20 protein-coding genes and 1 pseudogene are annotated in these 25,943 nt (G+C 72.2%); 12 read left to right on the top strand and 9 right to left on the bottom strand.

All coding sequences use genetic code 11. The features are described 5' to 3' along the window. Nucleotides 1-86: 86 nt before the first annotated feature. Complete coding sequence (locus tag ITX44_RS29620) at nt 87-662, top strand: DinB family protein (RefSeq protein WP_205360867.1); 576 nt, start codon at nt 87-89, stop codon at nt 660-662. A 32-nt stretch (nt 663-694) separates the two neighbouring features. Next, complete coding sequence (locus tag ITX44_RS29615; RefSeq protein ID WP_307795550.1) at nt 695-1,198, top strand: DUF1990 domain-containing protein; 504 nt, start codon at nt 695-697, stop codon at nt 1,196-1,198. 13 nt (nt 1,199-1,211) lie between these two features. Here the strand turns inward: ITX44_RS29615 and ITX44_RS29610 are convergent, their stop codons facing one another. Continuing rightward, nucleotides 1,212-1,811: a TetR/AcrR family transcriptional regulator gene (locus ITX44_RS29610; protein WP_307795549.1), complete on the bottom strand. Its 600-nt coding sequence runs from the start codon at nt 1,809-1,811 to the stop codon at nt 1,212-1,214. Nucleotides 1,812-2,101: 290 nt separating this feature from the next. Next, nucleotides 2,102-3,625 carry a glycoside hydrolase family 3 protein gene (locus tag ITX44_RS29605; RefSeq protein WP_205360863.1) on the bottom strand — a complete coding sequence of 508 codons (1,524 nt, stop codon included), beginning with the start codon at nt 3,623-3,625 and terminating at the stop codon, nt 2,102-2,104. A gap of 696 nt (nt 3,626-4,321) precedes the next feature. Here ITX44_RS29605 and ITX44_RS29600 point away from each other — a divergent pair. Genes ITX44_RS29600 through ITX44_RS29580 form a run of 5 tightly spaced genes read left to right on the top strand, consistent with a single transcriptional unit; the run spans nt 4,322 to nt 9,831 of the window. Further along, nucleotides 4,322-5,380: a phytanoyl-CoA dioxygenase family protein gene (locus tag ITX44_RS29600; RefSeq protein ID WP_205360860.1), complete on the top strand. Its 1,059-nt coding sequence runs from the start codon at nt 4,322-4,324 to the stop codon at nt 5,378-5,380. Beyond that, complete coding sequence (locus tag ITX44_RS29595; protein WP_205360858.1) at nt 5,362-6,693, top strand: DUF6271 family protein; 1,332 nt, start codon at nt 5,362-5,364, stop codon at nt 6,691-6,693. The genes ITX44_RS29600 and ITX44_RS29595 overlap by 19 nt, the downstream gene beginning before the upstream one ends. After that, nucleotides 6,690-7,961 (top strand): type III PLP-dependent enzyme domain-containing protein, encoded by a 1,272-nt coding sequence (locus ITX44_RS29590; RefSeq protein WP_205360855.1) that lies wholly within the window; start codon nt 6,690-6,692, stop codon nt 7,959-7,961. Before ITX44_RS29595 ends, ITX44_RS29590 begins: the two co-directional genes overlap by 4 nt. Then, entirely contained in the window at nt 7,958-8,590 is a 633-nt protein-coding gene (locus tag ITX44_RS29585) for a GNAT family N-acetyltransferase (protein WP_307795548.1), read from the top strand. The genes ITX44_RS29590 and ITX44_RS29585 overlap by 4 nt, the downstream gene beginning before the upstream one ends. Then, entirely contained in the window at nt 8,587-9,831 is a 1,245-nt protein-coding gene (locus ITX44_RS29580) for an MFS transporter (protein WP_205360854.1), read from the top strand. Before ITX44_RS29585 ends, ITX44_RS29580 begins: the two co-directional genes overlap by 4 nt. 129 nt (nt 9,832-9,960) lie before the next feature. Here ITX44_RS29580 and ITX44_RS29575 read toward each other — a convergent pair whose 3' ends face one another. Continuing rightward, on the bottom strand, nt 9,961-10,842 hold the full coding sequence (locus tag ITX44_RS29575) for a LysR family transcriptional regulator (RefSeq protein ID WP_205360852.1): 882 nt from the start codon (nt 10,840-10,842) through the stop codon (nt 9,961-9,963). Nucleotides 10,843-11,082: 240 nt separating this feature from the next. Between ITX44_RS29575 and ITX44_RS29570 the strand changes: the two genes are divergently transcribed. The 4 genes and pseudogenes from ITX44_RS29570 to ITX44_RS42845 all read left to right on the top strand — a co-directional run bounded on the left by ITX44_RS29570 (nt 11,083) and on the right by ITX44_RS42845 (nt 15,415). Beyond that, nucleotides 11,083-11,937, top strand: a complete 855-nt coding sequence (locus ITX44_RS29570) for an aldo/keto reductase (protein ID WP_205360850.1) — start codon at nt 11,083-11,085, stop codon at nt 11,935-11,937. A gap of 285 nt (nt 11,938-12,222) precedes the next feature. After that, a pseudogene (locus ITX44_RS43135) lies at nt 12,223-12,636 on the top strand (ricin-type beta-trefoil lectin domain protein); the annotation flags it as partial. Between the two features lie 51 nt (nt 12,637-12,687). Then, on the top strand, nt 12,688-13,401 hold the full coding sequence (locus ITX44_RS43130) for a polysaccharide lyase family 7 protein (protein WP_372441034.1): 714 nt from the start codon (nt 12,688-12,690) through the stop codon (nt 13,399-13,401). Between the two features lie 250 nt (nt 13,402-13,651). Further along, the gene (locus ITX44_RS42845) at nt 13,652-15,415 is read left to right on the top strand and encodes an FG-GAP repeat domain-containing protein (RefSeq protein WP_205360848.1); all 1,764 of its coding nucleotides are present in this window, start codon (nt 13,652-13,654) and stop codon (nt 15,413-15,415) included. A gap of 348 nt (nt 15,416-15,763) precedes the next feature. Here ITX44_RS42845 and ITX44_RS29550 read toward each other — a convergent pair whose 3' ends face one another. From ITX44_RS29550 to ITX44_RS29535, 4 genes are read right to left on the bottom strand one after another with little or no spacing between them, the layout of a single operon-like run. After that, nucleotides 15,764-18,082, bottom strand: a complete 2,319-nt coding sequence (locus tag ITX44_RS29550; protein WP_504739965.1) for a beta-xylosidase/alpha-l-arabinosidase — start codon at nt 18,080-18,082, stop codon at nt 15,764-15,766. A 56-nt stretch (nt 18,083-18,138) separates the two neighbouring features. Beyond that, nucleotides 18,139-18,957, bottom strand: coding sequence for a carbohydrate ABC transporter permease (locus ITX44_RS29545; RefSeq protein ID WP_205360847.1), 819 nt, complete (start codon nt 18,955-18,957; stop codon nt 18,139-18,141). Further along, on the bottom strand, nt 18,957-19,895 hold the full coding sequence (locus tag ITX44_RS29540) for a carbohydrate ABC transporter permease (protein ID WP_205360845.1): 939 nt from the start codon (nt 19,893-19,895) through the stop codon (nt 18,957-18,959). Before ITX44_RS29540 ends, ITX44_RS29545 begins: the two co-directional genes overlap by 1 nt. 16 nt (nt 19,896-19,911) lie before the next feature. Further along, on the bottom strand, nt 19,912-21,213 hold the full coding sequence (locus tag ITX44_RS29535) for an ABC transporter substrate-binding protein (RefSeq protein ID WP_205360843.1): 1,302 nt from the start codon (nt 21,211-21,213) through the stop codon (nt 19,912-19,914). Between the two features lie 142 nt (nt 21,214-21,355). Here ITX44_RS29535 and ITX44_RS29530 point away from each other — a divergent pair, with 142 nt between their 5' ends. Then, complete coding sequence (locus tag ITX44_RS29530; RefSeq protein WP_205360835.1) at nt 21,356-22,372, top strand: LacI family DNA-binding transcriptional regulator; 1,017 nt, start codon at nt 21,356-21,358, stop codon at nt 22,370-22,372. Nucleotides 22,373-22,389: 17 nt separating this feature from the next. Here ITX44_RS29530 and ITX44_RS29525 read toward each other — a convergent pair whose 3' ends face one another. Continuing rightward, nucleotides 22,390-23,049 carry a polysaccharide deacetylase family protein gene (locus ITX44_RS29525; RefSeq protein ID WP_205360833.1) on the bottom strand — a complete coding sequence of 220 codons (660 nt, stop codon included), beginning with the start codon at nt 23,047-23,049 and terminating at the stop codon, nt 22,390-22,392. A gap of 199 nt (nt 23,050-23,248) precedes the next feature. Further along, nucleotides 23,249-25,708 (bottom strand): N-acetylmuramoyl-L-alanine amidase, encoded by a 2,460-nt coding sequence (locus ITX44_RS29520; protein ID WP_307795547.1) that lies wholly within the window; start codon nt 25,706-25,708, stop codon nt 23,249-23,251. Between the last annotated feature and the right edge of the window lie 235 nt (nt 25,709-25,943).

The following is a 25,943-nucleotide window of genomic DNA, read 5'->3' as shown; positions in this document are numbered from 1 at the left end:
CCGCATCGGCTCCTAGCGTGGGCAGTGCCGGCGACGGAAGAAGCCGGGCGACACGGAACGGAACACGAACAGAACGGAGTGGCGTCATGCCGAGTCTGGTGGACGAGGTCGGCGACGAGCGCGGGGCACTGCTGGCGTTCCTGGAAGCGCAGCGCGGGGGCCTGCGCAGGGCGGTGCGCGGCCTGACCGACGAGCAGGCCGCCGCGCACCCGAGCGTGAGCGCCATGGCGCTGGGCGGTCTGGTGAAGCACGCGGCGCACATGGAGCACCACTGGATCCAGGAGGTGCTGGGCGGGGCGACGGACGCGCGGTCGGGCGAGGCGGGCTGGGAAGCGGCGGACTGGAACGCGGAGTTCCAGCTCCTGCCCGGCGAGACGCTGGCCGGTGTGCTGGCCGATTTCGCGGCGGTGGCCCGCGCCACCGAGCGCGCGGTGACCGCCCTGCCGAGCCTGGACGTCCTGGTGCCGCTGCCTCAGGCGCCCTGGTTCCCGCCGGACGCCAAGCGCACCGCCCGCTGGATCCTGCTCCACCTCGTCGAGGAGCAGGCCCGCCACGCCGGCCACGCCGACATCATCCGCGAATCGCTGGACGGCGCGGTCGCCTTCCAGCTCCTGGCCGACGAACAGCGCGAGCAGGGCGAACAGCGCGAACCGGAGGCGTAACCCGGCGGCCCGTGGGGGAGTACGGTGCGGTCGTGCCCGACCTCACGTACCCCTTCGCGGGCCGCACCGACCCGACCGGCCCGACACCGGCGGCCGTACCGATCGGCTTTCACCAGCTGCGGATGCGCACCGATCTGCCGCCGGGCAGTTTCGAGGCGGCGGCCGACGCGTTGCTGTCCTGGCGGATGCACGGCGCGGTGCCCTTCCTGCGGGTACGGCCCGATGCCCCGCGGGCCGTGCCCGGTGTGCGCCTGACGCTGGCGCTCGGGCCGGTGCGGGCGCCGTGCGAGGTGGTGTGGACGGTGCACGAGGAGAACCGGGCCGGCTTCGGATACGGCACCCTGCCCGGCCACCCCGAGAGCGGCGAGGAGGCCTTCGTGGTGGAACGCCGGCCCGACGGCTCGGTCCTCTTCACGGTCCACGCCATCAGCCGCCCGGCCGCCTGGTACGCCCGCGCCGCCGGCCCCCTCGGCCACCGCCTCCAGGGCGCCGTCGCGAAGCGGTACGCGGCCGCCCTGCGCTCCGTGCTCACGTAGCGCTTGGCGGACGTCAGCCCCGCGGCCCCGGGCGGAAGCCGTCGATGGTCAGCTCCATGATCCGCTCGGCCTGGGCGCGGCCCTCCTCGCCCGGGCCGACCCGCCACAGGAAGCCCATCAGGAGCAGGACGTCCGCCGGGTCCAGGCCGGGGCGGACGCTGCCGTCGGCCACGCACGCCCGCAGCAGGACGCCGACTGCCGCGGTGACCGGGGCGTACGTCTCGTTGACCACGTCCTGGACGGCGGCGGTGTGCAGCGCCTCGCCCAGGCCGTGCTTGAGCCGGACGTAGTCGGCCAGGGTGCGGAACCAGACGCGGAATGCGTCGAGCGCGGTGTGCGTGGCCAGCACGTCGTCCACCGAGTCGACCAGCCGCTGCACGTCGTGCCGGTAGACCGCCAGGATCAGGTCCTCGCGGGTCGGGAAGTGGCGGTAGAGCGTGCCCGCGCCGACACCGGCCCGTTTGGCGATCACGTTCAGTGAGGTGGTGCCCGACTCGGCGAAGGCGTCGTGGGCGACCTGGAGGATCCGTTCCCGGTTGCGCAGCGCGTCCGCGCGCTGCGGCTCGTGCGCCGCCTCCGGCGCCGTACCGCCCCCCGCCGCGGGCCGGCCCACGGCGTCCGCGGACTGTGCCGCACTCCCTGACGCCCGCGTACCGGAGAGCTCTTCGGTACTTTCGCCAGATGGGCGGAGATCTCTCCGTTTTGTGCTCATCCGACCACTGTAGGAGGGCGTCGTACGGTACATCAAGCTCGGCGGCAGCGGCTCGGAGGCGTCGCCGGTCGCAGCCGGCGCCATGAACTGTGGCGAACCGGGCCGCGCTCGCCCGGTCCGGGCACTGCCGGAGGAGGGCGGCCGGCCCGGGCGGCACCCGACGGCGCCGACCGGGACCGTACGGCTCGTGCTCAGCGCCCGCCCGCCAGCACCTCCGCCGCGGCCACGCCGGACGCGGCGGTGGCGCCGTGGGTGAAGATCTGCACCGCGCCCGGGGCGGTCGGCGCGGGCAGGCCCATCTCGACCACGATCGCGTCGGGGCGGGCGGCGGCGAGGTCGGCCAGGGCCTCGCCCATCCACTGGTTGCGGGCCGCGTCGCGGACCACGACCACCATCGGGCGGCCGGCGGCGGGGGCGAGCGCGTACTCCGCCAGCACCCCGGAGCCGGCGGCCAGTTGGCGGTGGTGGACGCGGACGGAGGTGGTTCCGGGCAGGCGTTCGCGCAGCGGGCCGGCCACGCCCCAGGGGGTCTCCTTGCCGATCGCCAGGTTGGTGGTGGGCACCAGCTCCACCACGTGCGGGGGCGCGGTCAGCGGCAGTACGTCCTGCGCCGGGCCGGCCAGCCGGATCGCCCGGCGGGCGGCGACGTAGCCGATGTCGCCGCGCACCGGGTCGGCGGGCACCGTCCGGCCCAGCCGGTAGGACCAGTCGGCGAACGCCAGCACCTGCTCGGACGCCTCCGCCAGCCGCTCGTGGGCGAGTTGGCCGCCGGCGACGGCGTTCACCAGCGCGTCCGCGAGCAGTTCGGCGGTGTCCTGCCCGGCGTGCTCGCCGCCCACGCAGATCGCGTCCGCCCCGGCGGCGATGGCCCGTACGGTGGCGCCGTCGATGCCGTACCGGTCCGTCACCGCGCCCATCTCGATCGCGTCGGTGACGATCAGCCCGTCGAAGCCGAGTTCCTTGCGCAGCAGGTCGCCCAGCAGCCGGGTGCTCAAGGTGGCCGGCAGATCCGCGTCGTACGCCGGGACCAGCAGGTGGGCGCTCATCACCGCGCGCACCCCGGCCTCCAGGGCGGCCCGGAAGGGCGGCAGCGCCTGCGCGGCGATGGCGTCCAGGTCCGCGTCGTAGGTGGGCAGGCCGTGGTGGGAGTCCACGGCGACATCGCCGTGGCCGGGGAAGTGCTTGGCGCAGGCCGCGACGCCGGCCGACTGCAGGCCCTGGATCCAGGCCGCGGCGTGCCGGGAGACCAGCGCCGGGTCGACGCCGAAGGACCGGACCCCGATGATCGGGTTGTCCGGGTTGGAGTTGACGTCCACGCTGGGCGCGTAGTTCAGGCTCACCCCGGCGGCGTGCAGCTGCCGGCCGAGGTCGCGTGCCACCGACTCGGTCAGGCCGGTGTCGTCCACCGCGCCGAGCGCGAAGTTGCCCGGCCGGGTGGAGCCGGTGGCCGATTCGATCCGGGTGACGTCCCCGGCCTCCTCGTCGATGGCCACGATCAGCGCCGGGTTCTCCGCGCGCAGCCGCTCGGTGAGCGCCGCGACCTGATCCGGCGAGGAGATGTTGCGGGCGAACAGGACGACGGAACTCAGGCCGTCACCGATGGCCCGCAGCACCCACTCCGGCGCTTCGGTGCCCACGAAACCCGGCTGCAGGACGGACAGCGCCAGGCGTCGCAACTCCTTGCTCTGCTTGCTGGAGGGCTGGCTTGGAGACATCGGCTGGGCCTTCCGCGTAGTGCCGGCGAATCGATGCGCTGGGACGCCCCCGCCGGACGGCAGGGGAGGCATCTTGGTACGAAGCATCTTGGTACAGACCAACGGATAGTGGCCTAGTCCAATTGGCGGTGTCAAGGAAGATCGTTCCGGGGGCCGGCCCGGCCGCCGCCGTGTTGTGCGCCGGGGACGCCCGCGTGTCGCCTCAGGGTCGGCTGAGCTTTGCGAACTCTCCTGTTGACAGGCGCAGTTGGTCTAGTCCACTTTAGTGGGGCGCGAGTTCAGCAAGGGATCTGCGAGGCGCATCGCCCCCGACATCCCCTGTCGGATGAGCACGTCGGCCGGTGGACGTGTGGGAGCTCCTCAGGCGTCCGCGGCCCGGAACCGCCGTGCCCTAGGGGTGAGGGAGCAGGGAAAGCCAGTGCCGCGTCCGGGAAGACCGGGACCTCCGGGAGCACCGGGAGACCCCGCACCGCCGGGAAGAGCGTCCCGGACCACAACCACGACTCAGACCTGACCGCCGCGCCCCGTCACCCGCGTCCCGCCGGGACGGCCCGCGAGCGCGCCGCTGCCTCGCGCCTTCGACGTCCTTCGTTGCCCTTCGTTGTCCTCCGATGTCCCTCGATGTCCCTCGCCTTCGACGACCCTCGCCTTCGAACTCCTTCCACCCTGGCCTCTCCGAACCCTGGAGCCCATCGCATGCCGGCCGAAACCTTCCTTCACCGAGCCGCCTCCGACGTCCCGTACTTCAGCGCGGACGGCGAAACGTATCTCGCGCAGACCCAGTTGAGAGACCTCCGCAAGAACCTGAAGCTGCGGGTGCTGTCCGAGGAGGACTTCGCCTTCTGGCAGACCTACGGCTACATCGTGGTCCGCGAGGCGATACCCGCCGACCACGCCCGCCGACTGCTCGACTTCACCTGGGACTTCCAGGGCCTGGACCCGCAGCGGCCGCAGACTTGGTACGACGACCGCGAGTGGCGCTCCGACCTCGACCGCGAACTGCACGTCTACGGCTTCGTCGAGGCCTACCACCACCAGCTGATGTGGGACAGCCGGCAGACGCAGCGGGTCTACGACGCCTTCGTCGACGTGTGGGACTGCGAAGAGCTGTGGGTGACCCTGGACCGGCTCAACCTCAACCCGCCCAACATCAAGAACCGCGACCGCGCGCTGATCGCCCCGACCGACCGCGGCTTCGACATCAACCTGCACTGGGACGTGGACACCACGCTCGGCGTGCTGCCGCAGCGCGTCCAGGGCATCATCGCGCTCAACGACACCACCGCGGAGCAGGGCGGCTTCCAGTGCGCGCCCGAACTCTTCCGCCGGTTCGAGAAGTGGCGCGCCCTCCAGCCCGACGACCGCGACCCGATCCGCCCGAACACCGACCCGGCCGACTTCCCGGTGGTCCGCCCCGAACTCAAGGCCGGCGACCTGCTGATCTGGAACGGCCTGCTGGCGCACGGCGTCGCCCCCAACACCTCGCCGGACGGGGTCCGGTCGGCCCAGTACCTGTCGATGATGCCCGCCCTGGAGACGCACCGCTCGCTGCGCGAGTCCCGCACCGACTCCTGGCGCACGCTGAGCACCCCGGAGTGGAACAAGACCCTGGTCGGCGACGCCACCCGGCACGAATCGCTGCGCTACGGCCCGGCCGCGCTCACCGACCTCGGCGCCAAGCTGCTGGGCCTGAAGTCCTGGTCCGGCGACACCGACCGGCACAACGGGGAGCAGGCGTGCGCCGAATCTGCCTGACCCTGCCCACCAACCGGGCCTGCGCGCCCACCATTTTCGCCGTCGCGGGCGAAGCGGCCTACGCGGCACGCGAGTTCGGCGTCGAGGCGCACCTGCTGATCCTCGACTCCGGCACCGAGGCCGAACGCGCCGAGCACGCCCGGGCGGTACGCGAACTGCCCGCCGCCCCCGGCGTGGTCGTCCACCACTTCGACGAGGACGCCCAGCGCGCCTTCCTGCGCGAGGTCATCGGCGCGGCCGGCACCGCCAAGCCGGAGCTGATGCTCGACCTGATGCTGCCGGACCGCGTCTCCTACGGCGCCTGCACCAACCGCGCCTTCCTGATCGCCGCCGCGCTGGGCTGCGAGTCCGTGCACCGCCGGGACTCCGACAGCCGCTACCAGACCGTGGCCGGGGTGCCGGTCTACCCCGTCCACCACGAACTGGCCGCACTCGGCCGCGCGGCCGGCGCCGCGGCGCACAGCGTCACCGAGAGCGACCTCGAACCCGGCCTGGCCGCCCGCCCGGTGAGCATGGCGGGCAGCTCCTTCATCGGCGAGATGTCCGTCGACATCGAGGAGATGCGGCGCCTGGACTCCGGCGTCTACCAGGACGTGGTGAGCCTGTGGGCACCCGGCCACTGGACCGCCGAGCAGAAGCGGGAACTGGTCGCGGAGTCCTTCACCGGCGCGGGCACCGAGCCGTTCGTCTTCGACCACTCCACGCTGACCCTGGTCGACCCGATGCGGGTCGACATGTGCAACATCGCCTTCCACGGCGTCCACGAGCAGGTGCCGCTGCCGCCGGCCACCGACACCATCGGCAGCGACTACTTCCTCATCCACCTGGTGCACGACGCCGGCCTGCCCGGCGTGCTGCACAACCGCACCATCGTCAACTACTACACCGGCGAACGCCGCACCCACGAGGGCTTCCTCGCCTACCAGACGCGGTTCGCCAAGTTCTTCCTGTCGATGCTCTACTTCAACCACCTGTACGAGCGGATGGCCGCGGCCGGCGACACCCTGCTCGACGCACAGCACCGGATACGCGTGCCGGTGCTCGCCGACATGGTGCGGGAGAGCGCCGGCCTGGACCGGACCGAGAACACCGAGCGGCTGGACGTCCTCGACCGCTCCTACCGCACCCTGGGCGGCAAGTACGCGGAGGTCGCCGGCCTGCTGGCGGCCCGCCGGGAGCGGCTGCTGGACGAGGCCGCGCAGGACATCGCCGACTTCGCCACCCTCATCGAGGCGTGGGCGCCCCTGACCGGTGCCGCCGCGGCCGCCGGGCCCGGCGCGCTCCCGCCGCGGCCGGACCGAAGCCGCCGATGACGGCCGCCGCCACTGCCCTGCCGGCCGCGCTGGCGGCCGCCCTCGCCTCCGACCTCGCCTCGGACAGTGAGGACCGCATCGTCTTCGACCTCGCGGGCATCACCGCACGCCTGGACCACCTGCGGGACGAACTGCCGGGCGTCGCCGTCCGGTACGCCATCAAGGCCTGCCCGCTCGACGAGGTGATCGCCGCGCTGGCCGCGCGCGGCGCCGGGGTCGACGCCGCGAGCCCCAACGAGATCGCGCAGGCCCTGCGCTCCGGAGTGCCCGCGGCACGCATCCACTACGGCAACACCGTCAAGTCCGACCGCAACATCGCCGACGCGCACCGTATGGGCATCACCACCTTCGCCACCGACAGCGCCGAGGACGTGGCGGCGATCGCCGCCCACGCCCCCGGCGCCCGGGTGTTCGTCCGGCTGGCCACCGACGGCCGCGGCGCCCTGTGGGGACTGAGCAACAAGTTCGGCTGCTCCCCGCGGGACGCCGTCCGCGTGCTGGTCGCCGCCCGGGCCGCGGGGCTGCGCCCGGCCGGCGTGTCGGTGCACGTCGGCTCGCAGCAGATGACCACCGAGGCATGGCAGGACGCCTTCGCGACGATCACCGCCGTCATCGGCGCCGCCGCGCGGGAGGGCATCGCCCTCGATCACGTCAACATCGGCGGCGGCCTGCCCGCCCTCGGCTACCTGGACCGGCACGGCCTGCCGCTGGACCCGCCGGTCGACAAGATCTTCGCCGTCGTCCGGGACGGGATGGCGCACTGCCGCCTGGCGGCCGGCCACGACCTGGACTTCGTGGTGGAGCCGGGCCGTTACCTGGTCGCTGACAACGCTGCCATCCGCGCCCACGTCTCCCGCCTGACCGTCCGCCGCGGCCCCGACGGCCGGGAACAGCGCTGGCTCTACCTGAGCTGCGGCAAGTTCAACGGCCTGTACGAGATGGACCAGCTCCAGTACCCGCTGGTCTTCCCCGGCCACCCCGACCCTGCCCCGCGCGTCCCGGCCGTCGTCGCCGGACCGAGTTGCGACAGCGACGACGCCTTCCCGTACGACCAGGGCCTGGTCCAGGTGCCGCGCGACCTCGCCTCCGGCGACCCGGTGTGGGTGCTGTCCAGCGGCGCCTACGCGATCAGCTACATGACCCGCGGCTTCAACGGCTTCGACCCGCTGCCGTACTCCTTCGTGGGTACGGAAGGGGCCGGTTCGGAAGGGTCCGGTACGGCCGGGTCCGTCACGGACGGGGCCGTGGCCGGAGAGGCGGCGCGGTGACCGGCTCCTCCGTGCGGATACGGCACATCACCGGCGCCGACTGGCCGCACATCACGGCGCTGGAGGCCGGCGCGTACACCCCCCTCGGGCTGTCGGAGGAGCGAGCCGCGCTGGAGGCCAAGGCCCGTGTCTCCCCGGCCACCTGCTTCGTCCTGGACGTGGACGAACGCCCGGCCGGCTACCTGCTGTCCCTGCCGTACCCGGACGGTGAGTACCCCGAGCTGTCCGCCGCGCGGGCGCCCGCGGTCCGCTCCGCCAACCTGCACCTGCACGACCTGGTCATCGCCGAACACCTGCGCGGCCTGGGGCTGGGCACCCGCATGGTGCGGCACCTGACCGGGACCGCCGCGGCCGCCGGGTACGCACGGGTCTCGCTGGTCGCCGTGGCCGGCAGCCGCGCCTTCTGGACGGCCAACGGGTTCACCGCCCACGAGCCGGACCGGCCGGACGCCGGACCGCAGGGCTACGGCCCCGGCGCCGTCTACATGTCCCGGCCGGTCGCGGCGCCCGTACCGGTGCCGGCGCCCACCGCCGGGCAGCAGGCCGGGGAGCACACCGGGGAGCACAGACACGACGGCGCCGTGCCGCACGGGCCGACCCCGCACGAGGAATCGGGCAGACGCATATGAACCGGATCACCGACCCCTTCCGGCGCGGGCAGTTGTCCATCGCCGCCCTCTTCTGCGCCCTGGGCTTCCAGTACGCCACCTGGGCGTCCCGGCTGCCCGCGATCAAGGCCCACCTCGGGCTGACCGCGGCCGAGGTGGGCCTGCTGCTGATGGCCACCGGCATCGGCGCCGCCGCGTCCTTCCCGCTGGTGGCCAAGCTGATGCGCACCATGGGCTCCCGGCGGCTGTCCCTGGCCTCCGCCCTGTGCCTGGCCCTGCTGCTCCTGGCGATGGCCGACCTGCCGGACTACCCGGTCGCCCTGCTGGTCATGGCGGTGGACGGGGTGCTGGTCGGCTGCCTGAACGTCGCCATGAACGCCCAGGGAGCCGCCCTGGAGGCCGTGCACGGACGCAACGCCATGGCCAAGCTGCACGCCACCTTCAGCGGCGGCTCGCTGTCCGCGGCACTGCTGGCCTCCGCGATGAACGCGCTGACCTCCACCGTGCTGGTCCACTTCGCGGTCGGCGCCGCCCTGTTGCTGCTACTGGTCGCCTTCGCCCGCACCGGGCTGCTCACCGGCGAGCAGCAGACCGCCAAGCAGCCGGCGGCGCAGCAGCCGGCCGGGGAGGGCGCGCCCGGCGACGCCGACTCCGCGGCGCCCAAGAGCCGCGGCCGGTGGACGCTTCCGTCGCGGATGACGCTGTGGATGGGCCTGGCCATGGCGTTCGGCACCATCACCGAGGGCGCCATGAACGACTGGTCGGCGCTGTACATGAAGGACGTCGCCAAGGCGTCCGCGGAAATCGCGCCCATGGGCATCGCGGTGGTGTCGGTAATGATGGTGCTGGCCCGGCTGTTCGCCGACGGCTGGCGCAGCCGCTGGGGCGACGGCCGGATCGTGCGCACCGGCAGCGCCGTGGCCGGCCTCGGCCTGGCGCTCGCCCTGCTCAGCGGCGGAGTGGTGCCGGCCCTGATCGGGTTCGCCTGCGTGGGCCTGGGCATCGCCGCGGTGACCCCGTGCGTGTACGTCGCCGCGGCCGGCCAGGGCTCGGACGCGCTCACCCTGGTCGCCACCATGGGCACCACCGGCCTGCTGGCCGGCCCGCCCGTCATCGGCTTCATCGCCAACGCCAGCAGCCTGGTGTGGGGCCTGGGCGCGGTCGCCGCCTGCGCGGTCGTGGTCTCGCTGTGCAGCACCCGGATCCGCTGGACCGCGCCCGAACCGCGCACCGTGCCCGAGCCGGACGGCGTCCCGGCCTGAGCGGGGTGGCCCGGCGCACGGTCAGGGCCTGCGTCCCGGCCCCAGCAGGCGGCGATCCGGCGTATGAGCAGGCCCGCGTCGCGGCCTCCACGATGCCGCGGCCGGCCCGCCGGGCCGATGCCGCGGCCGTCAGAGCGGCGGCAGGTCCAGGTAGGACAGCAGCTCGCGGGCGGCCGGGGCGAGCCGGTCCGGCTCGGGCGCGGCCACCGAGACCTGCCACAGCGGCCCGGCCGGCAGCGGCACCGAACTCAGCGGTGCCGCCTGGTCCTTGAGCGTGATCGGCCGGGGGACGACGGCGATGCCCAGAGCGTGGCCGACCATGTCGATCAGGCTGTGCACGTCGTTGACCTCCATCGCCACCTGGCGCGCGGTGCCGGCCGCGGCGAAGGCGGCGTCGGTCAGGCCGCGCGAGCCCCAGTCGGGGTGGAAGTCCACGAAGGTCTCGCCGTCCAGGTCCGCCCAGCCCACCTCGGCGGCGCCCGCCAGCCGGTGGGTCGGGTGGCACAGCAGCACCATCGGCTCCTGGGTGAGCGGCAGCAGCCGTACGCCCTCCGGCGCGCCGCCCGGCAGCGCGACGAAGGCGAGGTCGAGCCGGCCGGCCGCGACGTCCTCGGCCAGCGCCGTGGAGTTGGCCTGCCGCAGCCGGACCTGCACCTGCGGGTGCTCGGTACGGAACCGGGCCAGCACCGCGGGCACGTTGACGCCGGTCACGCACTGCTCGGTGCCGGCGGTCAGCGTGCCGCGCATCAGTCCCTGCACCGCCGCCACCGCCTCCTTGGCGGCGCGCACACTCGCCAGGGTCCGGGACGCCTCCACCAACAGGGCCCGGCCCGGCGCGGTCAGCTCCACGCTGCGGGTGCTGCGGATGAACAACTGGGCGCCCAACTCCCGCTCCAGGGCCCGCACCGAGGCGGACAGCCCCGACTGCGAGACCATCAGCCGCTGGGCGGCCCGGGTGAAGTGGCGGTCCTCGGCGACGGCTATGAAGTACTCCAGGTGGCGCAGTTCCATGATTGAGCAGCCTAGCCGCTCAATCCGTTCGTTTTCTTCTATTGGACGGCTGGCCGGCGACGGCGCGAAGCTGGGGCCCGAGGGCGCGCGGCCCGGCCGCGGCACACCGGGCCGGGCGCCCGACCAGGCCACAGGGCCATCGAACCGAAGCGCCACCGAGCCGTAGCGCAATACAGCCGCAGAGCCGTCGAACAGCAGAGCCGTAGAGCTGCCGCAGAGCTGCAGAAAGGCATGTCACTCATGCAGACCCGCCGAATCGGTGCCGTCCAGGTCAGTGCGATCGGCCTGGGCGGTATGCCCATGTCGATCGAGGGACGCCCGGACGAGGCACGTTCGATCGCCACCATCCACGCCGCCCTGGACGCCGGCGTCACTTTCATCGACACCGCGGACGCGTACCACCTGCTGGCCGGCGAGGTGGGCCACAACGAGTCGCTGATCGCCAAGGCGCTGGACTCGCACCCCGCCGGGTCCGAGGTCCTGGTCGCCACCAAGGGCGGCCACCTGCGCCCCGGAGACGGCTCCTGGACGCAGAACGGCCGCCCGGAGTACCTCAAGGAGGCGTGCGAGGCGTCGCTGAAGCGGCTCGGGGTGGAGGCGATCGGGCTGTACCAGTTCCACCGGCCCGACCCGGCCGTGCCGTACGCCGAGTCCGTCGGCGCGATCGCCGAGCTGCTGGACGAGGGCAAGATCCGCATGGCCGGCGTCTCGAACGCCAACCCCGAGCAGATCCGGCAGGCCAACGAGATCCTGGGCGGCCGGCTGGTGTCGGTGCAGAACCAGTTCTCCCCGGCCTTCCTGTCCAGCAAGCCGGAGCTGGACCTGTGCGACGAGCTGGGCATCGCCTTCCTGCCCTGGAGCCCGCTCGGCGGCATCACCAACGCCGACCGGCTGGGCAGCAGCCACTCCGCGTTCGCGCAGGTCGCGCAGGCGCACGGGGTCAGCCCGCAGCAGGTGTGCCTGGCCTGGATGCTGGCCCTGTCCCCGGTCGTGATCCCGATCCCGGGCTCCAGCCGCCCGGCGACCATCCAGGACTCGGCCGCCGCGACCGACCTGACCCTCACCGCCGAGGAGATCGCGCTGCTCAGCGCCTGATCCTCGAGAGGCCTGATCCTCAAGGGGCCTGACCTTCGAGGAGCCTGATCCTCGGGGATGGGCCGGGCGCGCGGCGCCCGGCCGGCCGTACCAGGGCCGGCGCCGGACCCCTACCGGCGCCGGCCCTTCCGCGTGCCGACGAGCCGTACGCCCAGCGCGCTCCGTACGCCCTCGGCGCGATCCGTGGGCCCGGGGGGCGTTGACGGCGGGGGAGGGGCGGTGTTATCCAACTCACGCGCCCCCATTGGACTGGACCAACTCCCCTAGGCGCTAAGGATCCCCCACATGAGACGGCGTTCCACACTCCTCACGGCGGTCACGGCCGTGGGCTTCGCCGGCACCTTCGGCCTGCTCGGCACCACCCAGGCGGCGGCCGCGACCGCCGGCCCGATCACCGGCCTCGGCGGCAAGTGCGTCGACGTGGCCGCCGCATCGACCGCCAACGGCACCGCCATCCAGCTCTACGACTGCAACGGCACGTCCGCCCAGAGCTGGACCGTCGGCAACTCCGACAACTCCCTGCGGGCCCTGGGCAAGTGCATGGACGTCACCGGCGGCTCGACCGCCAGCGGCGCCCAGGTGCAGCTCTACGACTGCAACGGCACCGCCGCCCAGCAGTGGACGTACAGCAACGGCGAACTGGTCAACACCGGTTCGGGCAAGTGCCTGGACGCCACCGGCAAGTCCTCGGCCAACGGCACCCGGCTGCAGATCTGGACCTGCACCGGCACCTCCAACCAGCAGTGGACGCTGCCCGGCGCGCCCTCCTCCGGCCTGAACCCCTCGGTCGCGCCCGGCGGGAACTTCAACCTGTCGGTGTGGGAGCTCCAGGAGCCGGTGGGCTCGCCCGGCTCGCCGACCACCATCCCCTCCTCGCAGCTCCAGGGCGCCGGCGGCTTCCAGGACTCGTACTTCTACACCGACGGATCCGACGGCGCGATGACCTTCTGGGCGCCGGAGAAGGGCGTCACCACGCCCAACTCCAACTACGCCCGCTCCGAGCTGCGCGAGATGAACACCAACGGCAGTGCCGCGGACTGGGCGCTCAGCGGCACGCACCGGCTGAACGCCACCCTGCGGGTGGGGTCGGTGACGTCCAACGTGTGCGTGGGCCAGATCCACCTCGGTTCCGGAGGCACGTCCACCAAGCCGCTGATCGAGCTGTACTACCACTCGAACGGCGACATCGTGGCCGGCGTGGAGGACTCGCCCTCCGGCGGCCAGACCACGTACCCCGTCGGCCACGTCGCGGTCGGCACCAAGTGGAGCTACACCATCGGCGTCTCGGGCGGGAACACCATCGACCTGACGGTGAACGGCAGCACCACGCACTACGCCATCGCGTCGTCCTTCTTCCCGTACCACCAGTACTTCAAGGCCGGTTCCTACAACCAGTCCTCCTCCGACAGCACCACCAACGGCGCGCGCGTGGCCTTCTACGCGCTCACCGTCGCGCACAGCTAGGCGCACACAGGTCCCTCCCGTACGGCCCCCCGACCGCCCGCCGGCCGGGGGGCCGTACGCATGTCCCCGGACCGCCGCCGCTCGCGTACATGTCCATCAGGTGTCGTGGAGATGCCCTGTGCGTATCGCTGTCGTTGCCAGGGGCTAAACTCACCTGGCCCCTGGAGAGTGCCTGCTCAGCAGCGTTCACCGGGGCGTCCACCTCACCCGTGCGCCCAGGGCGCGCGGTTTCGCATCCCAAGGGGGGGTTGTGTTCTCGTCCATTTCCGCGGCGCGCACCGTCGCGCGCCGACGCGGCCGGCTGCTGCTGGCCGCCTGCACCGCCGGAGCACTGGCCGCCGGCGCGCTCGTGCTCGGCCCGGCCGGTCTCGCACAGGCCGCGGGCCCGTCCGCCGGCGCCGCACCGCACATCAAGACCCTCGCCGTCCCGCACACAGGCGGTCACGAGGTCCTCGCCCGGCCAGCCCAGCGGCGCGCCTTCACCGCCGCGGCCGGCGCCGCGGCGACCACCACGCCCCGGTACGACTACGACGGCGACGGCCGCGGCGACCTGCTCACCCAGGAGATCGACGGCACTATCGGCGTGCTCAGCAGCACCCAGCAGAAGTGGGTGACGCTCGGCACCAGCACCGTCCGCTACCGGGACATCCTCACCCCCGGGGACCTCACGTCGGCGTACGCCGGCGACGAGGTGCTGGGCCTGACCCAGTCCGGGCGCCTGAGCATGTTCACCACCACCGGCCTGACCGACGGCAGCGCGCTGTGGACCGGCACCGGCTGGCAGATCTACAACCAGGTCATCGCCGTCGGCGACACCAACGGCGACGGCTGGGGCGACCTGCTGGCCCGTACCCCGTCCGGCGACGTGTACCTGTACCGCGGCACCGGAAGCGCCACCGCGCCCTTCGCCGCGCGCGTCAAGGTCGGCTACGGATACGGCATCTACGACCAGCTCATCGGCGCCGGCGACCTCACCGGCAGCGGACACCAGACGCTGGTGGGCCGGGACCTGAACGGCGACCTGTGGATGTACGTCTTCAACGGCACCGCGGCCGGCCCGCTGTCCGGCCGGGTGAAGATCGGCTACGGCTGGCAGGGCTACAACCAGATCGTCGGCTTCGGCGACGACGCCGACGCGGTCGGCGGCATCCTCGGCCGGCTGCCCAACGGCGACCTCTACTACTACCAGGGCGACGGCACCGGCACCGGCAACCTCACCGCGCGGGACCTGGTCGGCCACCAGTGGAACGACGAACTGCTCTCCGGCCAGGGCCACACCCCGCTGTGGGGCAAGAACGACCTGTTCGGCCAGACCGCGGGCGGCGCCCTGTACTTCTACTACGGCTACAACACCGGCGGCCTCAGCTCCCGCTCCCTGGTCGACGGCGACTGGAAGGGCGCCCGGCTGCTGACCTCGGTGTCGCTGTCCGACCAGGACGAGGAGCCGCTGCTCGAGCTCTACCAGGGCGTGCTCTACAACGACACCCCCGGCTTCACCAACGTCTCCAGCAGCGGCTGGGGCAGCTACAACCTGGTGTTCGGGCCGGGCGACCTGAGCGGCGACGGCCGTTCGGACCTGCTGGCCCGCGACACCTCCGGGGTGCTGTGGCTGCTGACCGGCAAGGGCAACGGCACGTTCTACGGCCGCTCGAAGATCGGCGCCGGCTGGAACGGCTACAACCAGATCACCGGCGCGGGCGACATCAACGGGGACGGTTACCCCGACATCGTGGCCCGCAACGGCGCGAACGGGCACCTGTACCTGTACCTCGGCACCGGCAGCGGGAGCGCGCCGTTCAAGGCCCGCGTCGACATCGGCGGCGGCTGGAACGCGTACACCAGGCTGGCCGCCCCCGGCGACCTCGACGGTGACGGCCGCGCCGACATCGTCGCCGTCACGTCGGGCGGCCTGCTCTACCGCTACAGCGGCAGCGGCCGCACCGGCACCGCCACCTTCAAGGCGCGGGCGCAGATCGGCACTTCGGGCTGGAACTCCTACAGCGCGCTGTTCTGAGCAAGGGCCCGGCCGCTGCGGGGGGCCGGAATGATCCGAAATATTTCGTAAAGCTTTCCGCAGAGATTCGGGAATTGTGGTCGCGCAGTGCGTGGCGTCGAGGGGCTTCTTTGTCCTTCGGCGCCACGCCGCGTCCGGAAGTACCCGCGCTGACCGTGCCCTTCCTTCCCTAATGAGGGCCTATAAATTTCGAAGAAGTTTCGGAAATTCTTCGTTGACGTGAACGCGTCCTCAGGCCCACACTCGTCTGCGTCCCACCCGCACCACCTTCCCCCATGCTGGAGGGCCCGCGCGTCCTGGGACGGGCGGGCCCTCCGGGGAATCTCCGGGGCGCATCCGGAGAGTCGGTCAGCCGCGCAGCGGCCCGGTGACGAACGTGGCGTGCATCCGGCGGGTGTGGTCCACCCGGCGCACCGGCCCGGTGAGGGTGCAGCTCACGGTCAGCCGCAGGTCGGCCGAGGAGGCGCCCAGCCGCAGTTCCAGGTCGCCCGGCTCGACGACGCGGCGGCCGTCGCGCCCGGTGAAGGACGCCAGGTCGGCCGGGACGGTCACCTTCACCCGTACCGCCTCGCCCGGGGCCAGCGACAGCCGCCGGTAGCCGATCAGCCGCTGCACCGGCTGCACCACCGACGCGACCGGGTCGTGCAGGTACAGCTGCACCACCTCGGTGCCCTCCCGCTCGCCGGTATTGCGGACGGTGAAGGACAGCCGGATCTCCCCGGCCGTCCCGGTCTGCAGCGACTCCACGTCCAGCGCGGTCCAGTGGAAGGTCGTGTACGACAGGCCGTGCCCGAAGGCGAACGCCGGCGTCGGGTCGATGCTGGAGACCTCGTTGACCTGGCCCAGCTTCGCCGACAGGTACGTGGACGGCTGCACGCCCGGCCGCCGCGGCACGCTGACCGGCAGCCGGCCCGAGGGGTTGACCCGCCCGGCCAACACACCGGCGATCGCGGTGGTGCCCTCCTCGCCGGGGAAGAACGACTGCACCACGGCGGCGGCCTCGCCGGCGCCGCGGCCCAGCGCGTACGGCCGGCCGGCCAGCAGCGTGACCACCACCGGGGTCCCGGCGTCCAGCAGGGTGTCCAGCAACTCCTGCTGCACCCCGGGCAGCACCAGCGATTCGGCGTCGCAGCCCTCGCCGCTGGTGCCGCGGCCGAACAGCCCGGCCCGGTCGCCCAGCGCGAGCACCACCACGTCGGCGTCCTTCGCCAGCGCCACCGCCTCGGCGAAGCCGGACGTCTCGGTGCCGTCCACGCTCGCGCCCTGCGCGACGACGATCTCGGTGCCGGGGAACTCGGCGGTCAACGCCTCGCGCAGGGTGGGCAGTTCGATGCCGACCGGGATCTGCGGGTGCTGTACCCCGACGTGCACCGGGAAGGCGTAGCAGCCGAGGACCGCGGTCGGGGTCTCGGCGTTGGGGCCGATGAGCGCGATCCGGCGCGGCCGGGACAGCGGCAGTGTGCCGTTGTTGCGCAGCAGCACCACGCTCTGCTCGGCGACCCGGCGGGCGGTCGCCCGGTTGGCCGCCGGGTCCAGGTTCACGCTGCCGCGCAGCGCCGCGGGGTCGTTCTCGTCGGCGCCGGCCAGCGCCTCGGGCACCGGGTCCCAGTCCGCGTCGAGCAGGCCGAGCTGTGCCTTCTGCGCCAGCACCCGGCGCAGCGCCCGGTCCACCAGTTCCTCGGGCACCTGCCCGTCGGCGATGGCCTTGAGCAGCGGTTCGCCGAAGGCCTTCACGGTGGGCAGTTCCACGTCCACGCCGGCCTGGAGCGCCGCCCCGGCCGCCTCGCCGAGAGTGCCGGCCACCCCGTGCAGGAGCTTGAGGAACGAGATGCCGAAGTAGTCCGCGACGACCGTGCCCTTGAAGCCCCAGTTCTCCCGCAGCAGTCCGGTGAGCAAGTCCTCGTCGGCGGCCGAGGGCACCCCGTCGGTGTCGGTGTAGGCGTGCATGACCGAGCGCACGCCGCTCTCGCGTACCGCCATCTCGAACGGCAGCAGAATCACGTCGGCCCGCTCGCGGGCGCCCATGCCGACCGGCGCGAGGTTGCGGCCGGTGCGGGAGGCGGAGTAGCCGGCGAAGTGCTTGAGGGTGGCGACGACGCCCGCCGACTCCAGCCCCTGCACATAGGCGGTGGCGACCGTGCCGACCAGGTACGGGTCCTCGCCGATGGTCTCCTCCACCCGTCCCCAGCGGGCGTCGCGCACCACGTCGAGCACCGGGGCCAGGCCCTGGTGGACGCCGACCGAGCGCATGTCCCGGCCGATCCGTTCGGCCATGTCGCGGATCAGGCGGGGGTTGAAGGTGGCCCCCCACGACAGCGGGACCGGATAGGCGGTCGCGCCCCAGGCGGCGAAGCCGGCCAGGCACTCCTCGTGGGCGACGGCCGGGATGCCGAAACGGTTCGCCGCGGCGATCCGGCGCTGGGTGCGCAGCAGTGACAGGGCCCCGAGGGCCGGGTCCACGGGCGCGGTGCCGAAGGATCTCGTGAGCTGGCCGAGTCCCTGCGGCAGCAGGGCCTCCAGGGAGACGGCCTCCTCCATCTCGTGCTGGTAAGGAGCGACTTCGCCGCCGTCGGCGGAGGCCCCCACCCACACTCCGAAGAGCTGGGCGACCTTCTCCGGCAGGGTCATCTCGGCGATCAGGGCGTCGGCCCGGGCCTCGGGCCGCAGCGAGCGGTCGCGCCAGGCGGCGGCAGCGGGATCTGATTCTTCGACCACGGTGTCGGTCACTTTCCTCCGACGCCCATGAGCCCCTGGACCAGGGCCCGGCGGGCGAACAGGTAGACGATGAAGATGGGCAGCATCGACAGCACCACCGCGGCCAGCAGGCCCGGGATGTCGACGCCGTGCTCGGTCTGGAAGTTGTAGAGGCCCAAGGTGATGACCTTGGAGGAGTCCGACTGGGTCAGCACCAGCGGGAAGAGGAAGCCGTTCCACGCCTGGAGGGCGGAGAAGACCATGATCGTGGACAGGCCGCCCCTGGACAGCGGGAGCACCAGCTGGAAGAACACCCGCCACGGCGGCGCGCCGTCCATCGCCATGGCCTCGTAGAGGTCGCTGGTGATGTCGCGCATCACGCCGGACAGGATCAGCGTGCACACCGGCAGCGAGAACGCCGCGGTCGGCAGGATCACGCCGATGAGGTTGTCGTACAGGCCGGCCTTGCTGATGACGTAGAACATCGGCACGATCACCGCCTGCGCGGGGATGGCCAGGCCGATCAGGAACAGCCGGAAGACGCCGGAGGTCAGCCGGCCCTTGCTGCGCACGATCGCGTACGACAGCGGCGGCACCAGCAGCAGCACGATGACGACCACCGCGAGGGTGACCCACATCGTGTTGAGGAAGTACTGCCCGAAACCGTTGGAGAAGTCCTGGGTGTAGTTCTTCAGCGTCCAGTGCTTGGGGAAGGACAGCGGGCCGCCGTCCGAGTAGTCGGTGCGGGTGCGCAGCGTGGCGGCCAGCATCACGTACAGCGGCAGGCCGATGAGGAACAGCCAGACGAGGGAGGCGAACCCGGCCAGGTAATTGGGACGGCGCTTCATCACAGGCCTTCCGCGGAGCTGCGCATCTTGTCGTAGCCCGACACGCGCACGACGATCAGCGAGATGATCGTGGCGATGACCACCAGCACCAGGGCGATGGCCGAACCGCCGCCGAAGTCGAAGCCCTTGAACGCCTTTTGGTACATGTAGTACGCGCTGATGGTGGTGTCGGTGCCCGGGCCGCCCTGGGTCAGGATCAGCACGGTGTCGAACGTGGTCAGGCCGCCGACCACCATCAGGATCATCGAGGTGATCATGGTGTTGCGCAGCTGCGGCAGGGTGATGTGCCAGAACTGCCGGATGGTGCCGGCGCCGTCCATCTCCGCGGCCTGGTAGAGCACCTGCGGGATGGCGCGGGCGGCGCCCTGGTAGATCAGGGTGTGGAACGGGGTGTACTGCCAGGCGCCGACGAAGACCAGGACGCCGATCGCGCCGGACTGCATGCCCAGCAGGTTGCCGTTGCCGAACAGCCAGTGGGCCTGCGCGGGCACCCCGAAGTTCGGGTCGAGCAGCGCCCGCCACAGCACGGAGATCGCGGTCGCCGACAGCAGCAGCGGGATGAAGTAGACCGCCGAGAGCACCGCGCGGTTGCGCTGGCGCCCGGCCGCCCACACGCCCAGCAGCAGGCTCAGCGGCGTCTGGACCACCACGCCGAGCACGGTGATCAGCAGGCTGAGCCACAGGCTCTGGATCATCGTGTGGTCGTGGATCAGGGCGTTCCAGTTGGCCATGCCGGTCCACTGCGGCGATCCCAGGCCGTTCCACGACGTGAAGGACAGGACCGCGACCAGGACCAGCGGGACGACGGCGAACAGGACGAAGAACAAGGTGGCGGGAACCGCCCAGGCGAAGCCTGGGCGGATCACCGCGGCGCTGGACCGGCCGGCGGACCGGTTGACCGTCCAGCGCCCGGCCACCCTCTGGGTGGTGGTGGTCATGTGTGGGATTCCCGGGTCAGGACGTCGGCAGGGCCTGCATGGCCTTGATGAAGCCGTCGGCGTCGAGCTGGCCGTCGAAGAACTCCTGGACGGCCTGGTGGATGGGGGTGATCGCCGAGGGCGGGTACGCCTGGTCCCACGAGAGCTGGAACGACGGCGCGGACTTGACCAGGTTGTACTGGAACTGCGAGTACGCGGGGCTGGCCGAAGTGCTCAGGAACTGCTCGGTGTTGGTGGTGGTCGGCAGGTTCCCGATCGCCATCTGCGCCTTGACGAACTCGTCGCTGTACATCAGCTTCAGGAACTGCGCGATCGCGTCCTGGTTCTTCGCCTTCTTCATCACCGAGTAGTAGTTGTTGGTGTTGCCGGCGATGTCCTGCGGGTCGCCCTTGCCGCCGTCGACGGTCGGGAAGGTGCTGTAGCCCAGGCCCGACTTGGCGAAGTCGGGGTGGTCCTGCTGCTGCTGCGAGTAGTACCAGGAGCCCATCAGCTCGAAGCCGGCCTTGCCCGTGGCGACCAGGGCCACCGAGCCGCCGTCGGTGTACTTCACCGAGTCGAAGTTCTTGCCGAAGGCGCCGGCGTCGACGAGCTGCTTGAGCATCGACAGCGCCTTGCGGCTGTCGGGGCTGTCCCAGGCGCTCTTGTCGCCGCTCATGGCCTTCTGGAACAGGTCCGGGCCGGCGATGCGGTCGTAGAGGTACTCGAACCACATCAGGGTCGGCCACTGGTCGCCGCCGCCCAGCGCGATCGGGGTCTTGCCCTTGTCCTTGAGCACCTTGACGTCGCTGAGCAGGTCGTCCCAGGTCTTGGGCGGGGTCAGGCCGGCGTCCTTGAGGACCTGTGCGTTGTTGAACAGCAGCACCGGCTGGGTGCCGCGCATCGGCACGCCGTAGGGCTTGCCGTCGATGACCGCCCCGTTGAACACCGAGGGCAGGAAGTCGCTCTTCAGCGCGGGGTCCTTGGCGATCATGCCGTCCAGCGGCTGGAGCAGCCCGGCCTTCACGAAGGGCTGGATGCTGCCGCCGCCCCAGTTGAAGAAGACGTCCGGGGCCTGCTTGGTGTTGATGATCGTCTGCAGCTTCTGCTGGTAGTCCGCACCGGGGATGGTGTCCAGGACTGCCTTCACCTTCGAGGTCTTGTTGAAGGTGTCGACGATCTGCTTCTCCACCTTGTTGGTCGCGTCCCCGTAGACGAGAACGTGGAACGTACCGGAGCCGTTGCCGCCGGAGGAGCTGCCACCGCAGGCGGCCAGCGTCAGCCCGAGTGCGAGCGTCACACCGCCGGCCGCGGCGCGAGAGAGCATTGCGCGCTTCTTCATCGTCCAGCCTTTCGAAAAGTTTCGGCAACGTCGCCGAAATTTGCTGCGCGCTGTGACGCTAGGCTGCGCCCGGTGAGCGGTCAACCCTCGGGTCCCGGGTTATTGAAGCGTTACCTGGAGATGTGCCGTACGCTGCGGGCTCATGGATGCTGAGGAACGACCGGGCAAGGTGACCCTGGCGCAGATCGCCGAAACTGCTGGTGTCTCAGTGCCGACAGTTTCGAAGGTGCTCAACGGCCGACAGGACGTATCGGCCCCCACCCGGCGCAAGGTCGAACGGCTGCTGGAGGCCCACGGCTACCGCCGTACCGCGCGATCGGCGCCCGAGGCCCCGCTGATCGAGATCGTCTTCCACGAACTCGACGCGATCTGGGCCATGGAACTCATCCTCGGCGTGGAGAAGATCGCCAAGGACCACGGCGCCGGCGTGGTGCTCACCCAGAGCGGCACCCGGCACGCCCCCGGCCCGGAGTGGATCGAGGGCGTGCTGCGCCGCCGGCCGCTGGGCGTGATCCTGGTGTTCTCCACGCTGCCCAAGGAGTACAAGCAGCAGCTCAGATCGCGGTCCATCCCGTTCGTGATCATCGATCCGGCCGGTGACCCCGAGCCGGACGTGCCCTCGGTCGGCTCGGCCAACTGGTCCGGCGGACTGGCCGCCACCCGGCACCTCATCGAGTGCGGCCACCGCCGGATCGGCATCATCACCGGCCCCGAGGACATGATGTGCTCGCTCGCCCGGCTGGACGGCTTCCGCTCCGCCATGGCCACCGCCGGGCTGGAGACCGACCCGACGCTCGTGGCGTACGGCGACTTCCACGTCGAGGGCGGCTACGAGCGGGCGATGAGCATGCTGAGCCGCTCCGACCGGCCCACTGCCGTCTTCGCCGGCAGCGACCTTCAGGCCATCGGCGTGCTGGAGGCGGCGAGCGCACTCGGCCTGCGCACCCCGCACGACCTGTCGGTGGTCGGTTACGACGACGTCGCCGTGGCCAAATGGTCCCGCCCGGCCCTGACGACCGTCCACCAGCCGCTGCGCAAAATGGCGGAGGCGGCCTCGGAGATGCTGCTGCGGCTGCACGCCGGGGTGAACACCACCACGCGGATGGAACTGGCCATCAGCCTGGTGCTGCGCAAGAGCACCGCGCCGCCGCCCGCGTGAGGGACTTCCCTTGTGAATCAGCCGCGCTCCGGCTCGTCGAAGGACCAGCCGCGCGCGGCGAAGTCCGGGACGAAACGCTCGACGGCGGCCACCGTCTGACTGCGGTCGCCGCCGCCGTCGTGCAGCAGCACCACCGCGCCCGGCCGCGCGCCCTCCGCGAGCCGGCGCACGAGTTCCGGCGTGCCCGGCGGCTCCCAGTCGGTGACCGCCAGTTGCCAGCCGAGCGACCGCATGCCCAGCTCCGCGGCCACCTGCGGCGAGCGGCCCCACCCGCCGTAAGGGGCGCGGAAGTACGGGATCGGTACGTCCGGGACGGCCGCCCGGATCACCTCGTTGGTCGCGGCCAGGTCGGCGCGGATCCGCTCCGCCGGCCAGTCGCTCATGTCGTCGTGCTGCATCGAGTGATTGCCCAGGGTGTGCCCGTCGGCCACGATCGCGCGCACGATCTCCGGGTGGGCGCGCACGTGGTCGCCCCACAGGAAGAACACCGCCGGCACCCGGTGCTCGCGCAGCACCGCCAGCAGCCGCGGGGTGTCCACCGGGTTGGGCCCGTCGTCGAAGGTCAGCGCCAGCCGGCGGCCCTCGTGCCGGGTCCGGTCCAGCACCCGCGCGCCCCCTGATCCGAGCCCGGTCCCGCCGCTCGCGTCCGCCGCCGCCCCACCGGCCGCCGTCGTCACGCCGTACCTCCCGACCCGGCCCACCCGGCCGCCGCGGGGTTTCGCGGCACTTTCCGATCGGCGGGACGGACGGACCCTAAGCGGCACCCGGCACCCCGTCAAGACGCGACGGCCGCGGCCCCGTACCCCCTCCGGTCAGGGGCCGGGACCGCGGCCGTCGCGCGCGCCGGGCGGCCCCCGAAAGGGCCCTGGGCGGTCGTCAGTTGAGCACGGCGATGCCGTCCGTGGTGATCGTGGGCCGGCCGGATGTGCCGACCACCACGATCTTCAGCGTGTGCTTGGCCGAGGTGGACCAGGTGTGGGTCCAGATCGCCTGCCGGTACAGGGTGCTCGACGACTTCAGGTCCACCGTGGACACCTTGGTGCCGTCCAGGTACACGTACGCCTGGCCCGAGGTGGACGCGCGCGAGACGATCCAGCCGACCGAGCGGCCGGTGAAGGTCCAGGTGATCGACGCGTTCTTGGTCGCGGAACTGTAGGAGTAGCCGCCCAGGTAACTGCTGCTCGCCCGGCGGGTCCAGGTGCCGGTGCGGGTGGTGGAGGTCTCCTGGACGATGCTCGTGGTCCGGGTGGCCGAGGCGGTCGCCGTGTTGCCCGCGAGGTCCGTGGCCTTGACCGTGAACACCTGCGTCGTGGCCGGCTTGGCGTTGGTGGCCCAGGACGTGGCGGTCGCGGACAGCGTCGCCGCGGCCGGCGAGGTGGCCGCCAGCGCGTGCACGCCGGTGTTGTCGGCGGCCCGGAAGGTCATCGTGACCGGCACCGCGGTGCTGCTGAGCGTGCCGCCGGTGCGCACCCCGAGGTTCGGCGCGCCCGGGAAGGTCGGCTTGGTGATGTCGGCGATGTCGGTCACGGCCGCCGACAGCGTGGTGGAACCGGTGATGTGGGTGGCCCGCACCTGCACCTGGTGGGTGCCGCCGGCCAGGGTCACGGTCGCCGAGGTGGCGGTGCCGGACGCGTGCGCGACCGCCTTGCCGTCCACCATCACGTCGAAGCCGGAGATCACCGCGGCCGGGGTGGTCGTGCTCCAGTGGACGGTCGCCGAGGTGCCGGTGGCGTAGGACGTCCCCGACTTCAGCGCGCCGTACGGGCCGGTCACACTCGTGACCGCGAGCCCGGTGACCGGACCGGCGGCGTAGGAGCGAATGGTCGGCAGCGCGTTGTAGAGCTGGTTGCCCGGGCAGTCGGTGGCGAAGCCGTTGCGGTGCCCGGAGATCGTGTTGAGCGTGTAGGCGGTGTTGAACTTCCACGGAGGGGAGTCACTGGCGCCCTCGGTGAGCACGGCGCTGCCGGTGGGGCTCTCGCCGTTCATGCTCAGCTTCCAGGCGGCCAGCCGGGCGATCGCGCCCTCCATCGCCTTGGTGGGCGCCGCGCCCGTGAAGGTGCTCGCGGTCGAGTCGCCACCGGACAGGTCGGTGTACGTGCCGATCGCCGCGATGCCCATGCTGTTGGTGTTGAAGCCGTACGTCTGCGCGCCGATCACCGGCAGCGCCATGCCGCCGAACCGGCCCTCGAAGATCGTGCCGCACTTGTCGACCAGGAAGTTGTAGCCGATGTCCCGCCAGCTCTCACGCAGGTGCTCCAGCAGGATGCTGCGCACGATCGCCGGGGAATCGGCGCAGGAGTAGTTGTTGGTGGTGTCGGTGTGGTGGACGAACACCACCTTCACCGCGGTGCCGTAGTCCGGGTAGCCGGACTCGCGCTGGCACTCGACGTTGGTCCCCTGGGCCCAGCCGGCCCGGGTGACCACGGACGGCGGCGCGATCTTCGCGGTCGTCGCGGCCGGCATCGGGGACGGCGGCTCGGGGGTCGGGGAGGGCGAGGCGGTGCTGCCCGGGCAGGACGGGTACGCCTGTGCCAGCGTGGGCAGTTGGGACGGCCACGGGGTGCTCGTCGGCGACGGCGTGGTGGGCGTAGGCGTGGGGGTGGTCGTGGTCGGCGTGGCGGTCGGCGTGACCGTGCCGGTCGGTGTGGCGGTGGGGGTCGCGCTCGGCGTCGTGGTCGGGGGCGCGGTGGTCGCCGTACCGGTGTCGGTGGGCGTCGCGGTCGCGGTGTCCGTGGGGGTGGCGCCGTCGGTCGCGGTGGGCGTACCCGTCGGGGCGCCGGTGTCGGTCGGCGTGTCGCTCGGCGAGGGCGAAACGGTGGCGTCCATCGCGTAACCGGCCAGGGCCACGCCCGAACCGGGCGCGGCGGCGCGCGGCTTGCCCGGGTCCACCAGGTCGACGGTCAGGCCGGCCGGCAGCACCGCCGTGCCGTGTGCGGCCACCACGCGGACCTGCACGCCGTCGGACGGCCCGGTCCACATGGGCGACATGCCGCCGCGCACCCCGTGCCGGTCGCGCTCGGCCGGGTCGGGTATCTCGTCGGACGGCGCCATCGCCTCCCAGCCGGTCCAGGTGCCAGTGGCCGCCGACCGGGTCCGCACCTGCACGCTGCCGTGCAGCGCCGAGCGGGCGTTGGTCCAGGTCACCCCCACCATGCTGAACGGCTTGGTGGTGCGCTCGGGCAGCACCCGCTGGCTGCCCGACCCCGACAGGTCCAGTGACCGCACCGACGTCGGGACCAGGCCGTCCGCGACCACCCCGGACTGCGTACCCGACAGCACCACGATCGCGCCGGTCGCCGCCGCCACCACGGCCCCCGCCGCGACCCACGTCCGCACCCCGGGTTTCCTCCGGTGCGCCGCCGCGGTGTTCCGCCCCACCCTCATGACCCTCCCCTTTGCCTTCCGCACGCCACATCCCGTGCGCTCCTTGTCGTGCACGGTTGCGTGCGCGGACCACTGACCGGTCCGGGACCCCGGATCATAAGGAGCGCGGGGCCCGCCGTTCCAATCGCCGCCCGTTCCCGGACAGACGGGGCATGCGGGCCGCCGGGGACGTAACCGCACGGGTGGG

The sequence above is a fragment of the Actinacidiphila acididurans genome (assembly GCF_016918855.1).
In the GTDB taxonomy this organism is placed as follows: Bacteria; Actinomycetota; Actinomycetes; order Streptomycetales; family Streptomycetaceae; genus Actinacidiphila; species Actinacidiphila acididurans.
This window is presented reverse-complemented; position numbering and strand designations above follow the sequence as displayed.

Excerpts from the sequence above, each read along its gene's own strand:
- ITX44_RS29590 (WP_205360855.1), top strand. The coding sequence starts at position 6,690 with ATGACGGCCGCCGCCACTGCCCTGCCGGCCGCGCTGGCGGCCGCCCTC.
- ITX44_RS29535 (WP_205360843.1), bottom strand. The coding sequence starts at position 21,213 with ATGAAGAAGCGCGCAATGCTCTCTCGCGCCGCGGCCGGCGGTGTGACG.
- ITX44_RS29570 (WP_205360850.1), top strand. The coding sequence starts at position 11,083 with ATGCAGACCCGCCGAATCGGTGCCGTCCAGGTCAGTGCGATCGGCCTG.
- ITX44_RS29540 (WP_205360845.1), bottom strand. The coding sequence starts at position 19,895 with ATGACCACCACCACCCAGAGGGTGGCCGGGCGCTGGACGGTCAACCGG.
- ITX44_RS29580 (WP_205360854.1), top strand. The coding sequence starts at position 8,587 with ATGAACCGGATCACCGACCCCTTCCGGCGCGGGCAGTTGTCCATCGCC.
- ITX44_RS29530 (WP_205360835.1), top strand. The coding sequence starts at position 21,356 with ATGGATGCTGAGGAACGACCGGGCAAGGTGACCCTGGCGCAGATCGCC.
- ITX44_RS29545 (WP_205360847.1), bottom strand. The coding sequence starts at position 18,957 with ATGAAGCGCCGTCCCAATTACCTGGCCGGGTTCGCCTCCCTCGTCTGG.
- ITX44_RS29620 (WP_205360867.1), top strand. The coding sequence starts at position 87 with ATGCCGAGTCTGGTGGACGAGGTCGGCGACGAGCGCGGGGCACTGCTG.
- ITX44_RS29600 (WP_205360860.1), top strand. The coding sequence starts at position 4,322 with ATGCCGGCCGAAACCTTCCTTCACCGAGCCGCCTCCGACGTCCCGTAC.
- ITX44_RS29575 (WP_205360852.1), bottom strand. The coding sequence starts at position 10,842 with ATGGAACTGCGCCACCTGGAGTACTTCATAGCCGTCGCCGAGGACCGC.
- ITX44_RS29605 (WP_205360863.1), bottom strand. The coding sequence starts at position 3,625 with ATGTCTCCAAGCCAGCCCTCCAGCAAGCAGAGCAAGGAGTTGCGACGC.